General features: G+C 65.3%; 11 protein-coding genes. 5 read left to right on the plus strand and 6 right to left on the minus strand.

Annotated features, from left to right (window positions below; genetic code table 11):
• The first annotated feature begins 190 nt into the window (after window positions 1–190).
• The 3 genes from NK8_RS10220 to fumC all read left to right on the plus strand — a co-directional run bounded on the left by NK8_RS10220 (window position 191) and on the right by fumC (window position 4,983).
• Window positions 191–1,639, plus strand: a complete 1,449-nt coding sequence (locus NK8_RS10220; RefSeq protein ID WP_213226242.1) for an MATE family efflux transporter — start codon at window positions 191–193, stop codon at window positions 1,637–1,639.
• A gap of 279 nt (window positions 1,640–1,918) precedes the next feature.
• A complete protein-coding gene (locus NK8_RS10225; protein WP_213226243.1) occupies window positions 1,919–3,553 on the plus strand; it encodes a phospholipase D family protein in 1,635 nt (544 codons plus the stop codon).
• Between the two features lie 26 nt (window positions 3,554–3,579).
• A complete protein-coding gene (fumC, locus tag NK8_RS10230) occupies window positions 3,580–4,983 on the plus strand; it encodes a class II fumarate hydratase (protein ID WP_213226244.1) in 1,404 nt (467 codons plus the stop codon).
• A gap of 21 nt (window positions 4,984–5,004) precedes the next feature.
• Here fumC and NK8_RS10235 read toward each other — a convergent pair whose 3' ends face one another.
• The 4 genes from NK8_RS10235 to NK8_RS10250 all read right to left on the minus strand — a co-directional run bounded on the left by NK8_RS10235 (window position 5,005) and on the right by NK8_RS10250 (window position 6,469).
• Window positions 5,005–5,433 (minus strand): type II toxin-antitoxin system VapC family toxin, encoded by a 429-nt coding sequence (locus NK8_RS10235; RefSeq protein WP_213226245.1) that lies wholly within the window; start codon window positions 5,431–5,433, stop codon window positions 5,005–5,007.
• Window positions 5,430–5,684 (minus strand): type II toxin-antitoxin system Phd/YefM family antitoxin, encoded by a 255-nt coding sequence (locus NK8_RS10240; protein ID WP_213226246.1) that lies wholly within the window; start codon window positions 5,682–5,684, stop codon window positions 5,430–5,432. Before NK8_RS10240 ends, NK8_RS10235 begins: the two co-directional genes overlap by 4 nt.
• Before the next feature lie 66 nt (window positions 5,685–5,750).
• Window positions 5,751–6,272: an acyl-CoA thioesterase gene (locus tag NK8_RS10245; RefSeq protein WP_213226247.1), complete on the minus strand. Its 522-nt coding sequence runs from the start codon at window positions 6,270–6,272 to the stop codon at window positions 5,751–5,753.
• Window positions 6,273–6,325: 53 nt separating this feature from the next.
• On the minus strand, window positions 6,326–6,469 hold the full coding sequence (locus tag NK8_RS10250; protein WP_213226248.1) for a hypothetical protein: 144 nt from the start codon (window positions 6,467–6,469) through the stop codon (window positions 6,326–6,328).
• A gap of 144 nt (window positions 6,470–6,613) precedes the next feature.
• Here NK8_RS10250 and NK8_RS10255 point away from each other — a divergent pair, with 144 nt between their 5' ends.
• Together NK8_RS10255 and NK8_RS10260 are read left to right on the plus strand one after the other, a co-directional pair.
• A complete protein-coding gene (locus tag NK8_RS10255) occupies window positions 6,614–7,363 on the plus strand; it encodes a helix-turn-helix transcriptional regulator (RefSeq protein ID WP_213226249.1) in 750 nt (249 codons plus the stop codon).
• A 133-nt stretch (window positions 7,364–7,496) separates the two neighbouring features.
• Entirely contained in the window at window positions 7,497–9,449 is a 1,953-nt protein-coding gene (locus NK8_RS10260) for a DUF6600 domain-containing protein (RefSeq protein WP_213226250.1), read from the plus strand.
• Window positions 9,450–9,514: 65 nt separating this feature from the next.
• Here the strand turns inward: NK8_RS10260 and NK8_RS10265 are convergent, their stop codons facing one another.
• Both NK8_RS10265 and NK8_RS10270 read right to left on the minus strand, forming a co-directional pair.
• A complete protein-coding gene (locus tag NK8_RS10265; protein ID WP_162066093.1) occupies window positions 9,515–10,486 on the minus strand; it encodes a thymidylate synthase in 972 nt (323 codons plus the stop codon).
• 153 nt (window positions 10,487–10,639) lie between these two features.
• Entirely contained in the window at window positions 10,640–12,019 is a 1,380-nt protein-coding gene (locus NK8_RS10270; protein WP_061178761.1) for a sigma-54 dependent transcriptional regulator, read from the minus strand.
• Window positions 12,020–12,382 lie beyond the last annotated feature (363 nt).

Raw genomic sequence — 12,382 nt, forward strand, 5'->3', positions numbered from 1 at the left:
CATCGACATGCCGCACGCGACGCAATAAGCTAGTCGTCTTTCGTTCTGGTTTCAGCGCCGGGTTTGCAGCGTCGGTCGTTCCGTCAGCGCGTGTTGCGCATCGCGCTCCGCTCTTTGCCCTTCCGCATTCCAGTCCGGCGGCGTTCAGTGCACTGACTGTCGCGCCGTCTTTGTTTCCATCCGATCAGCCATGCAACCGCACGTCACCCGCGCCACGCGCGCGCATCAAGGACCGCCGAGCCTCTCGCGTCACGCCGTCGACACGGCGCGCCTCGCCGCGCCGCTCGCCATCGCGCAGCTCTCGCAGATGGCGATGGGCGTCACCGACACCATCCTGCTCGGCTCGCTCGGCCCCGACTCGCTCGCCGCGGGCGGCCTCGGCGCGAACCTCTTTTTCGTCGTGGTGACGCTGCTGCAGGGGGTGCTGACATCGGTGTCGGTGTCGGTCGCGCATGCGCGCGGCGCGAACGCCGACGATCGCGTGCCGGGCATCTACTGGACCGGTCTCGTGCTGTCCGTGCTGCTCGCCGTGCCCGCGTTCGTGCTGCTGAGCTACGCCGAGCCGATCCTGCTCGCGTTCCACGAACCGGCGACGCTCGCGAAGAACGTCGGCGAATACTGCGCGGTGCTGCGCTGGGGGACGCCGGGCAGTCTCATCGGCGTGGGCATGATGCGCGCCTTTCTGCCCGCGATCGGCGCGGCACGGCGGCTCTTGTGGATCTCGATCGGCGGCGTGTTCGTCAACGGCTTCCTCAATTACGGGCTGATTCACGGCGCGTACGGGCTGCCGCGCGAAGGCTTTCTCGGTTCGGCGGCGGCGACCACGATCACCGTCTGGGGCATCGCGATCGCGCTCGTCGCGGTGCTGCATCTGCGGCCGCGCTACAGGCATTTCGTCGCCCGCGCGCGCCCGCGCCTGCCGCTGATGGGCGAGCTGTTCGGCATCGGCTGGCCGGTCGCGATCACCTACGGCGTCGAATCGACGCTCTTTCTCGCCACCGGCATGATGGTCGGCCTGCTCGGCGAAGCGCCGCTCGCCGCGCATCAGATCGCGCTCAACGTCGCATCGGTCGCCTTCATGGTGCCGCTCGCGATCGGCCAGGCGGCGAACGTGCGCGTCGGCTACTGGGTCGGCGCGGGCGTGCCCGTCGCGGCGCGTCACGCGGGCTTCGTCGCGCTGGCGCTGGGCGTCGGCTTCATGATGTGCTCGGGGCTCGTGCTGATCACGGTGCCGCGCGCGATCGTCGGCCTGTATCTGCATCTCGACGACCCCGCCAACGCGCACACCGTCGCGCTCGCGGCGTCGCTGCTCGGCGTGGCGGCGGTGTTCCAGATCGTCGACGGCATGCAGACGGTCGGCTCGGGCTGCCTGCGCGGCCTGAAGGACACGCGCATCCCGATGCTCGCCGCCGCGTTCGGCTACTGGGGCGTCGGCTTTCCGACCGCCTATGTGCTCGCATTCCACTTCGAGCTGGGTCCGAAAGGCCTGTGGTGGGGACTCGCCGCCGGGCTCGCGAGCGTCGCCGTGCTGATGACCTTGCGGTTTCACCGCATCAGCCGCAGGTTCGTCGAGACGGGCGTCGCGCCGAAGCCGGACGACGCCGATGCCGCGAACCCCGCGCCGCACGGCCATGCCTGATAAGCACCCGATCCGCGCGCCGATATGCATAGCACGAATGCTTGGTTGGTCCGCGCGGCGCGCATTGCTAGGATGAACCCGTCTCCTCCTTGAGACATCTGTGACAGGGGTTATCAGCCCGCTTCAGCCAGCGGGCTTTTTTTTCGTCCTTACGCTTTATCTCTGCCTTCCTCGCGGGCGTCCCGCCCGGCCTCGTTCCGATTCCCCTTAAAATAATTTCGAGACGCGCCAAGTCGCGACAATCAAAAACGAGGAATCGAAGTGTCGGAAAGCCGGGGAATGGGGGAAGTTGTAGCGCGTGACATCATCGCGCCAGTACGTAGATTCGCTATCGTCGTGTTGACGACGTTGCTCGCCGCCTGCGCCACCCGTCCGCCCGCGACGGCGTTCGACCGGCCGGTGAGCCACGCGCTGGCATCGAACGAAGCGACGCCGCTCGCGAACGCGCTCGCGCCGCTCGAGCAGCGGCATCCCGATCAGTCCGCCGTGCGCCTGCTGCCGACCGGCACCGACGCGCTGCAGGCGCGCATCGCCCTCGCGCGCGCGGCGACGAAGACGCTCGACATGCAGTACTACATCGCCGAGGAAGACAACACCGGCAAGCTGCTGCTGGGCGCGGCGCTCTATGCGGCGGATCGTGGCGTGCGCGTACGCATGCTGGTCGACGATCTGAACTTCAAGGACATCGACCAGATCATGGCGGCGCTCAACACGCACAACAACATCGAGATCCGCGTGTTCAACCCGTACGGCAGTGCGCAGCGCAGCTTCTCCGAGCGCACGCAGAACTTCTTCACGAATCTCGGCCACTTCACGCGCCGCATGCACAACAAGGCGATGATCGCGGACAACCAGATCGCGATCGTCGGCGGGCGCAATCTCGGCGACGAATACTTCAGCGCGAGTCCGACGCTGCAGTTTCGCGATCTCGACGTCTTCGCCGCCGGCCCGGTGACGCCGCAGATTTCCGCGAGCTTCGACGACTACTGGAACAGCTCGCTCTCGTACCCGCTGCGCGTGCTGAACAAGCAGAAATTCGATCCCGCCGAACTCGACAAGACCCGCGACGACCTGCGCGCGCACTGGCGCAAACAGGCCGAGCCGCTGAACGCGAAGCCGCTCAATGCGACGCCGCTCGCGCAGCAGATTTCACGCGAGGAAATGGGCCTCGTCTGGGCGCCGACGGAATTCTGGGTCGATTCGCCGTCGAAGATCGAGCATCCGAGCGACGACTACAAGAGCCCGCCGATGCAGCGTCTCGTCGATCTGCTCAAGGATGCGCAGAGCGAATTCCTGATCCTCTCGCCCTACTTCGTGCCGCACGATACGGGCGTGAAAACGCTCGGCGCGGCGACCCGACGCGGTGTGCGCGTCGCGGTGCTGACCAACTCGCTCGCCGCCACCGACGCCGTCGCCGTGCAGGCCGGCTACGCGCCGTATCGCGTTCCGTTGCTGCAAAACGGCGTCGAACTGTACGAATTCAAGCCGATCCAGCTCGAAGGCGAACGCAGCCCGCGCGCCGGCCTGTTCGGCTCGCAATCGCGCGCGAGCCTGCATGCGAAGGCCTATGTGATCGATCGGAGTATCCTCGTGATCGGCTCGATGAATCTCGATCCGCGCTCGGCGAAGCTGAACACCGAGCTCGCGCTCGTGATCCACAGCAAGCCGATCGCCGAGGAAGCTGCCAGGCTTTTCGTCAACGGGACCTCGCCGAAGGTGAGCTGGCAGGTCCAACTGGCGAGCGCGGCGGTCACCGAGGAACTGCGGCGCACCGGCGCGCCGCAGTCGGGCCTCGTCTGGATCACCGAGTACAACAACAGCCTCGTCACCTGGAATTTCGATCCCGAGGCAGGTTTTTATCGCAACGCGATGACGGGCCTGTTCATGCTGCTGCCCGTCGACAAGCAGCTTTGATCCAACTTCACAAGGGAACTCACGCCATGACACAGAACGCGAAGGGCGACGTGCGGATGGAGAAGGACACGTTCGGCGAAATCGCCGTGCCCAACGACAAGCTTTGGGGCGCGCAGACGCAGCGCTCGCTCCAGAACTTCAAGATTTCGACGGAAAAGCAGTCGCCCGAACTGATCACCGCGCTCGCGATCATCAAGCACGCCGCCGCCGAAGTGAACGAAGGCCTGAAGGTGCTCGACTCGAAGAAAGCGAAGGCGATCATGGAGGCGGCCGAGGAAATCATCGACGGCAGGCATCCCGATGAATTTCCGCTCGCCGTGTGGCAGACCGGCTCGGGCACGCAGACCAACATGAACCTGAACGAGGTGATCGCAAATCGCGCGAGCGAGATCATGGGCGGACCGCGCGGCGAGGAGCGCCTCGTGCATCCGAACGACGACGTGAACCGCGGACAGTCGTCCAACGACGTGTTCCCGACGGCGATGCACGTCGCGGTCGCGTATGCGATCGTCAAGCACCTGGTGCCGTCGCTGAAAACGTTGCGCGACACGCTGGAGAAGAAATCGAAGGCGTTCGACAAGATCGTGAAGATCGGCCGCACGCATCTGCAGGACGCCACGCCGCTCACGCTCGGCCAGGAATTTTCGGGTTACGTCGCGCAGCTCGATCAGGGCGTGAAGCATGTCGAGGCGACGCTGCCGCATCTGTATCAGCTCGCGCAGGGCGGCACGGCGGTCGGCACGGGGCTGAACGCGCATCCGGAATTCGCGGCGAAGGTCGCGGGCGCGATCGGCAAGCTCACCGGCCTGCCCTTCGAAACCGCGCCGAACAAGTTCGAGGTGATGGCCGCAGCCGACGCGCTCGTCGCCGCGCACGGCGCGCTGAAGACGGTTGCGGCGGGCCTGATGAAGATCGCCAACGACATCCGCTGGCTCGCGAGCGGGCCGCGCTGCGGACTCGGCGAACTGTCGATTCCGGAGAACGAGCCGGGCAGCTCGATCATGCCGGGCAAGGTCAATCCCACGCAATCCGAAGCCGTCACGATGCTCTGCTGCCAGGTGTTCGGCAACGATGTCGCTGTGAATTTCGGCGGCGCGAGCGGCAACTTCGAGTTGAACGTGTTCCGGCCGATGATCGCGCATAACGTGCTGCAATCGATCCGCCTGCTCGCGGACGGCGCGCAGAGCTTCAACGACAACTGCGCGGTGGGCATCGAGCCGAACGAAACGCGCATCGAGAGTCTGCTCAACGAATCGCTGATGCTCGTGACGGCGCTCAATCCGCATATCGGCTATGACAAGGCCGCGCAGATCGCGAAGAAAGCGCACAAGGAAGGCACGACGCTCAAGGCCGCCGCACTCGCGCTCGGTCACGTGAGCGCGCAGCAGTTCGATGAGTGGGTCAAGCCAGGCGAGATGGTCGGGAAGTAAGCGCGCGCTGGATAGGAGGTCTCAGGAAGAGATCTCCCACGGGTTGATCACATTGACGCCGCACGGAGCAAAATCGGCTACGTTTCGCGTGACGACGGTAATGCCGTGCACGAGCGCCGTGGCAGCGATATAGGCGTCGCGCTCAGGACGAGGGTCCGGGACATGCAGCTTGGCGCAACGCTGCGCCACGCTGGAGTCGAGCGGCAAGGTCCTGTCCGCGAACTCGGGGACGACGCGAGTGTGCATCCAGGTGCGCAGCCGCGCTCCTTGCTCCGCATCGCGCCGCTCCATGCGGAGAATGCCGAGTTCGAGTTCGAAGAGCGTCACAGCCGAGATGTAGAAGCTCGCCGCGTCTTCGCCGGAGAGCCAGCGCGTGACATTGATATCGGCTTTGCCGTCGCCAACCTTGCGTAGTTCGGAAATGACGTTCGTATCGAGCAGAAACATCATTCGAAGTCAGCCGCCCGTGGAAACGCGCGTGAAGGCGGAAAGTCGACGTCGATGTCGGCAAGGCCCGGCATGGAAAGCACGTCGACGAGATTGCGCTTCTTTCCCGTAAGGCGCTGATACTCCTCGATGCTCAAGAGCACATGAGCAGGCCTGCCACGGTCTGTAATGAAGACAGGGCCGTCCTTGGCCGCTTTCTTGGCCCGAGTCACGTCCTGATTCAGTTCTCGACTGGATAACGTTGTGATGGTCACGATGGAATCTCCTTCCAATGTAGATATGTTACTACATCGAGAGGAAATTCGCTGATCAGACTCCCTTCACACCTTTCCCGCCGCCACCTCCTCTGGCTTCAGCTCGACGATCGCGTCGAGCGCGTCCTTCACGTCCATGGCGTATTTCGCGAGGCGCTTCTCCTCGTCCGTCTCCGGCACGAACGACGGCACGGGAGTCGGCTGTCCTTTTTCATCGACGGCGACGAAGACCATCAGGCAATCGGTCGTCTGCTGCAGCTCGCCGACTTTCGGATCGCCCGCGTGCACGGAGATGTGAATGTGCATGCTGGTGCGCCCCGTCGTGACCACGCGCGCGCGCAATTCCACCAGATTGCCGACGAGAATCGGCCGTCGAAAGCGGATATTGCCGACGCTCACCGTAACCGCGTAGCGGCCGGACCACATCGCGGCGCAGGCGTAGGCGGTTTCGTCGATCCATTTCATCAGCGCGCCACCGTGCACCTTGCCGCCGAAATTCACCGAAGTCGGCTCGGCGAGAAAGCGGAAGGTGGTTTCGGCGCGGCTCTTCGGGAGCGCGGGAATGGGGGATGAAGTCGGCGTATTCATGGTGGCATCATGTTCGAGTCATATGACGCCAATTATACGAAGCGAAAAAGGCGCTAGTCGTGAACCGTGATGCCCTGATCGATCGTGCCGTACATCGTGATGCTGCCGCCACCGCCCGCCGATGACGACGGACCGCCCGCGCAGCCCGCACACAGCATCAGCACGCAGAGCACGCCGGCGAGAATGAATCTGGACATGGAAATTCTCCTGCTGGCTCGAATGCCAACGTTCATTCTAGCGCCACGCGTCGCGCATCGACGTTTCGGTGCGCAGTGAAACATCGGATGCGAAGCCGCGCTAGAGTGGTTATGTCGATCACTTCGCCCGTCAGGGACATCGCCATGAACTCCGCTTTCGACGACACCGATTCGCGCGCGCGCCATTTCCCCGGACTGTCACGCATCGGCGCGCTGATCGCCGATCCGGGCCGCGCCGCGATGCTCTGGTCGCTGATGGACGGCACCGCGCGTCCCGCCGGCGAACTGACGATGATCGCGGGGCTGTCGCCGTCGGCGGCGAGCGGGCATCTCGCGCGGCTCACCGAAGGCGGACTGCTTGCGCTCGAAGTCAGCGGGCGGCATCGCTATTACCGCATCGCGACGCCGGATATCGCCGCGGCGATCGAAGCGCTCGCCAATCTTGCACGGGCCAGCGCCCCGCAGCGCGCGCCCGAGCGGCCTCCTTCGGCCGTGCCCGTCGACATGCGTTTTGCGCGCACCTGCTACGACCATCTCGCGGGCGAACTCGCCGTGCAGATCTTCGACCGGATGATCGCGCGCAACTGGCTCGCCGCCGCCGACGAACACGAACAGGCGCACGGCCCCGCCGCCCTCGACGCGACGCCGGAAGGCGCGCAGGCGTTCGCCGAACTCGGCATCGACCTGAAGACGCAGCGCGCGCGGCGACGCCGCTTCGCGTGCACGTGCATCGACTGGAGCGAGCGCAGGCCGCATCTGGGCGGCGCGCTCGGGGCGGCGTTCCTTGACGCGTGCGAATCGCATGGCTGGATCGAGCACACCGCGAAGCGTCGCGTGTTGCGCGTGACGCCGGCGGGGCATCGGCATTTCGAGGGCTTCCTGTCCGCGCGATAAAGCTTTGTTACGCCCACCCGCGCGCCGTTACAAACGGCATCGTACGGATACACGCGCGGGCGATACATTGATCCGACAGGCCTCGCGGACCGTCGCGTCCGACAGGACGCACGCGCGGCCGCCGGAGAACACGATGAAAAACAGGGCCATCGCCGCCGCGACGCTGGGCGCGCTCTTATCGATATCGGCGCTCGGCGCGCTCGCGCAGACGCCGCAAGCCGACCCGCCCGGGCGCATCGCGCGGCTGAACTACATGGCGGGCACCGTGACGACCGAGCCGGCGGGCGCATCCGACTGGTCCTACGCGCAGATCAACCGTCCGCTCACGACGGGCGATCAGCTCTGGAACGACGAAAACGCGCGCTCGGAACTGCATATCGGTTCGACGGCGCTGCGGCTCGGTTCATCGACCGCGCTGTCGATCCTCGCGCTCGACGACAACACCGCGCAGCTCAAGATCGCGCAGGGCACGCTGTCGACGCGCGTGCGCGAACTGCCGCCCGGCACGCGCTATGAGATCGACACGCCCAACGCCGCGCTAGCGATCACGACGCCCGGCGACGTGCGCGTGGACGTCGCGCCCGATGGCCGCGCGACCACCGTCACGGTGCGAAGCGGCGGCGTCACCGTGTATGGCGACGGCGCATCGGTGCAACTCGCGGGTGGGCAGCAGATGACGTTCGAGGGCACGAATCTTCAGCAGACGTCGGCGAATGCAGCGCCCGCGCCGGACGCGTTCGATCAATGGGCCGCGAGCCGCGACGCATCCGAGGACCGCTCGGTCTCGGCGCGTTACGTGTCGCGCGACATTCCCGGCTATCAGGATCTCGATGCCAACGGCACGTGGCGCAACGATCCGTCGTACGGGCCGGTCTGGGTGCCGAATGCCGTCTCCGCCGACTGGGCGCCGTATCGGCAGGGACATTGGGCGTGGCAGGACCCGTGGGGCTGGACCTGGATCGACGACGCGCCCTGGGGTTTCGCGCCCTATCACTACGGGCGCTGGGCGTATGTCGGATCGCAATGGGCCTGGGTGCCGGGACCGATGGCCATGAGCGCGCCGCCCGCGTATGCGCCTGCGCTCGTCGCGTTCGTCGGCGACGGCGCCAGCGGTGTCGACTGGAACGTCGCGCTGACGGTCGGCGGCGTCGCGGCGGCGGGCGTCGCGTGGTTCCCGCTCGGGCCGGGCGAGGCATGGCGTCCGCATCGGGATGGCTGGAGTCCGCGTTATTACGAGCGCGTGAACCGTAACGTCTACGTGAACAATACGTACGTCAACTATCGCGCGCCGCGTGCGCTCACGGCTGTGCCCGCGAACGCCTTCATGCATGGTCAGCCGGTCGGACGGCAGCCGTATGCGGTCGATCCGTCGCGCTGGCGCAATCCGCATTTCTTCGCGGGCGCGCCGGGCATCGCGCCGACCCGTGACAGTTTCGCGCCCGGTGCGCGGCGCGCCGATTACCGGCCGCCGCAGGGCGGCTTCGGGCGTCCAGTGGTGGCGACGCGCGCGCCGGTCGGAATGCCGGATTTTCATGACCATCGCGACGCGCGTAACGATCAGGTGCATCTCGTCGCGACGCATGGGCCGGCGCGTTCGGTGATCGCAAGCGAAGCGCCGCGCGGTAACGGCGTCCCGCATCCGCCTGAGCGTGGGCCATCAGAAGGCGATCCGCGCTTCTCGCATGGCGATGCATCGCACGGGCGCGCTGTGCCCAACGAATCGCGCGTGCCGCCGCAACAGGGCCAACCGCCGCAGCACGCGGGCGACGCGCCGCACTTCGAGCACCGCGCGCCCAATCCGCCGATGCAGGCGATGCAACCGCCGCCGGAAGCCCATCGTCAGCCGCGCGCCGAGCAGCCGCATCGCGAGATGCCGCCGCCGCGACCGCAGCAGGCACAGCAACAGGCGCAGCGGCCGCAGTATCATCCCGAGCCGCCACGTCAGCCGATGCATCAGGAAGCGCATCAGGCGCCGCCGCAGATGCCGCATCAGGAAGCCCATCAACGGCCACAGCAGGCGCAGCAACCACAGCAGCCGCAGCAGCCGCAGCATGGCGGCGGCGGTAACGAGCATCATCGCGGCTAAGGGCCGTAAACGACGAACGCGCGGCCCGAAGCCGCGCGTTCGCATTTACCCGCTGAAGCGTTCGCTCAGACCGCCATCGGCGCGGTGAGCGGCTCGTGATGCTTGTATCCTTCCAGCGCGAAATCCTTCGGCTCGATCTTTTCCAGCCATTCCGGCTCGTAGCGCTTCGTGACCGCGTAATCAGGCACGCGGTCCGAGATGATGAGCTGCGGCGACGGCAACGGTTCGCGCTTCAACTGTTCGTTGAGCATGTCGAGCTGATTCTCGTAGATATGCGCGTCGCCGATGAAGTACGTGAACCAGCGCGGCTTGTACCCCGTCAAGCGGCCGACGAGATGCAGCAGCGCCGCGCCTTCGGTCAGGTTGAACGGCGTGCCGAGCCCGACATCGTTGCTGCGGATATACAGACACAGCGAGATTTCGCGCGTCACCGCGTTCGGGATGAACTGATACAGCAGATGGCATGCGGGCAGCGCGATCTCGTCGAGCTTCGCCGGATTCCACGCATGAAACAGAATGCGCCGGTCGGTCGGGCGCTCGATGATCGTGTCGAGACACTGGCGCAACTGATCGATCGCCTTGTACAGCAGCACCTGTTCGCGCCCGTTCTCGACGAAGCTCGTCACGACCTCGAAGCCGCGATTGGTGGCGTCGGCGATCTGATCGCCTGCACCGGCATCGACCAGTTTGTACGCAGGCCATTTACGCCACTGCACGCCGTAGACATCGCCGAGATCGTCCGGACCCTGCCGGTACGGGTTTTCGAGCCACTGCGGGTTCTCGTTCGCGTTGGCGTCCCAGACCTTGCAGCCGAGCGCGCGGAAGTCCGCCGCGCTCTTCGACGCGCGCAGGAAGCCCACCAGCTCGCCGATCGCCGACTTGAACGCGAGCTTCTTGGTCGTCACGGCCGGGAAGCCTTGCTGCAGGTCGAAACGCAGCATCGCGCCGGGAATGCCGATCGTGCGGATGCCCGTGCGGTTCTCCTGCCAAGTGCCGGTATCGAGAATCGTCTGGACGAGCTCGAGGTACTGTTTCATTCGATGTTCCCTGGGATATGCGGCGCGCCCTCGCGAACGGAAGGCGTAAACACGAGATTTTACCAAGCGGCGAGAACCGGCGCTCTAGTGCATCGGCACGAAAAAAACGGGCGCCCTGCGAGCGCCCGTCCGGAGTAAGTCGGTGCAATGCGGTCAGCCGCGCGTGGCGTGCTCCGAGGGCGCATCGACCTCGATATGACGCATTCCGTGCGCGCTCAGCAGGCGATACAGCGTCACGCGCGAAATGCCCAGTTCGTGCGCCGCATCGCCCAGACGCCCGCGATGCCGCAACAGCGCCAGTTCGATCGCCTGCCGTTCGGCCGCCTCGCGCGCCTGCGCGAGCGACACCGGCGCGACTTCGACGTACTCGCCGAGTTCCAGATCGCGCGCGGTGATCTGCCGCCCTTCGGACATCACGATCGCGCGCCGCACGCGGTTGATGAGCTCGCGCACATTGCCCGGCCAGCCGTAGTTGTGGATCGCGGCGATCGCATCGGGCGAGAAGCCGCGCAGACGCCGGCTCGCATCCTTCTTGAAGCGGTCGAGCATGTGCTTCGCGAGCAACTCGATGTCCTTGCCGCGCGCGCGCAGCGGCGGCTCGTCGATCTGCAGCACGCACAGACGGTGATACAGGTCCGCGCGAAAGCGGCCTTCGATCATCGCGGTCTGCATGTCGACGTGGGTCGCCGAGATGATCCGCACGTCGACCGGCGTCGAGCCGTGGCCGCCCAGACGCTCCACTTTGCGTTCCTGCAGGAAGCGCAGCAGGCTCGCCTGGCTTTCGAGCGGCAGATCGCCGATTTCGTCGAGAAACAGCGTGCCGCCATTGGCCGCTTCTACGCGGCCGATCTTGCGCTGGTTCGCACCCGTGAATGCGCCGCGTTCGTAGCCGAAGAGCTCGGATTGCAGCAGATGCGCGGGAATCGCGCCGCAGTTGATTGCGACGAACGGCTGATCGCGGCGTGCGGAACGTTCGTGAATGGCGACGGCCGTCAGTTCCTTGCCCGTGCCGGACTCACCGGAAATGAACACCGGCGCGTCGGTCATCGCGACCTTGCGGATCGAGCGGAACAGCGCGAGCATCGCGTCGCACGAGCCGACCATTTCGCCTTCGGCGCGGCCTTCGCTGCGCGCATCGTTCGACGCGGCGTCGTGCAGCGCGACCATGCCGTACGCATGACCGACGGAATCGACGATGCGGTCGTTCGACGTCGGCAGCGTCACGTAATCGAAGCAATAGTCGCGAATCAGGCGCCGCACGGCGGCGTCTTCGAGTTGTCCGGCGACCGTGGCCGCGACCCAGCCGACGTTGGTCATCGTCAGCGACGATTCGAACGCCGCCAGTTCATGAGATTCGAAGCGGCTCGACAAATCCAGAAGCCCGCCGGTCGCCAGATCGCTACGCAAGGCCTTACGCGTGTCGCGCGCGCTCGCGACGATTTCGATGTGCCACCCGCGCTCCTCGAATCGCGCGCACAACGTCTCGCTTGGATCGCGAGTCACATAGATGAGTTGCCGCCGAGCGACGTCCATTATTCAGATCCTTTGTTCAACATTTGTTGAAAAGGTCACGTAGTTCAGGCACGCGCTACATCGCAGACTTCGTTGCCCTCGCACGTTTTGCGGAAAACGCAAGGAGAGGGACTTGCCATTTCGATACATCGCCCCCGGAACAAGGCGCGAGACACCTCGCACCCTCCACGAAACCCTTTATGTCTGATTCTGTGCCGTTTTTGAGAGACTACTATAACCCAGAAACCCCGGAAACAAATATCGCGAGAGCCGCCGGATTAGCCACAAAACCTTGATGGGACGGGCCTGGCAAGAATTTCTCACACGATTATTAAAAACTTTCCGCACAATTTAATAAGACAAAATCTTATACCGATTTCGCGG

Source organism: Caballeronia sp. NK8, assembly GCF_018408855.1.
In the GTDB taxonomy this organism is placed as follows: Bacteria; Pseudomonadota; Gammaproteobacteria; order Burkholderiales; family Burkholderiaceae; genus Caballeronia.

Coding starts and splice junctions, on each gene's coding strand:
- NK8_RS10220 (WP_213226242.1), top strand. CDS start 191: ATGCAACCGCACGTCACCCGCGCCACGCGCGCGCATCAAGGACCGCCG.
- NK8_RS10225 (WP_213226243.1), top strand. CDS start 1,919: ATGGGGGAAGTTGTAGCGCGTGACATCATCGCGCCAGTACGTAGATTC.
- fumC (WP_213226244.1), top strand. CDS start 3,580: ATGACACAGAACGCGAAGGGCGACGTGCGGATGGAGAAGGACACGTTC.
- NK8_RS10235 (WP_213226245.1), bottom strand. CDS start 5,433: ATGATGTTTCTGCTCGATACGAACGTCATTTCCGAACTACGCAAGGTT.
- NK8_RS10245 (WP_213226247.1), bottom strand. CDS start 6,272: ATGAATACGCCGACTTCATCCCCCATTCCCGCGCTCCCGAAGAGCCGC.
- NK8_RS10250 (WP_213226248.1), bottom strand. CDS start 6,469: ATGTCCAGATTCATTCTCGCCGGCGTGCTCTGCGTGCTGATGCTGTGT.
- NK8_RS10255 (WP_213226249.1), top strand. CDS start 6,614: ATGAACTCCGCTTTCGACGACACCGATTCGCGCGCGCGCCATTTCCCC.
- NK8_RS10260 (WP_213226250.1), top strand. CDS start 7,497: ATGAAAAACAGGGCCATCGCCGCCGCGACGCTGGGCGCGCTCTTATCG.
- NK8_RS10265 (WP_162066093.1), bottom strand. CDS start 10,486: ATGAAACAGTACCTCGAGCTCGTCCAGACGATTCTCGATACCGGCACT.
- NK8_RS10270 (WP_061178761.1), bottom strand. CDS start 12,019: ATGGACGTCGCTCGGCGGCAACTCATCTATGTGACTCGCGATCCAAGC.